Below are 418 nucleotides of genomic sequence, written 5' to 3' on the forward strand. Positions count from 1 at the left end.
GTGTTCAAGCGCTTCGCGCGCAAGGTCACGCTCGGCGCCGGGCGCAATCCACCGACCGCGGTCGAGCGCTTCGCTGCGAATGCCGAGATCGATCACTCGCGCTTCGCCTCTCCCGGGCAGAATCTCGGAATAGCGAAGTCCAGCGAGATGGGCTCGTGCAGCGGCCAGACGCAGCTGCGAAGTAGCCTGAGCCGGTTCGCAATTCAGGGTCCGCTCGAACACCTGCCACTCATGCTCGAGCCGCTCCCGCGCGTACGCGTTGTCCGGGTCGATACGGAGCTGGCTCCACCCGCTGACCACCAAGACCGCGCCGCGGAGGACCATCAGGGGCCATAGAGCGGCGAGCTCCTCATCGGTCAGCTCAACCTCCGCGGCGAAACCTCGAACGGCTCGTCCGACCATGGTCATGCTGCCGGTA

1 pseudogene is annotated in these 418 nt (G+C 66.3%); it reads right to left on the minus strand.

Going from position 1 to position 418, the window contains the following annotated elements:
• Positions 1-418: pseudogene (locus RNC47_RS37135) on the minus strand (hypothetical protein); the annotation flags it as partial.

The sequence above is a fragment of the Streptomyces millisiae genome, from assembly GCF_031845425.1.
GTDB lineage: Bacteria > Actinomycetota > Actinomycetes > Streptomycetales > Streptomycetaceae > Streptomyces > Streptomyces millisiae.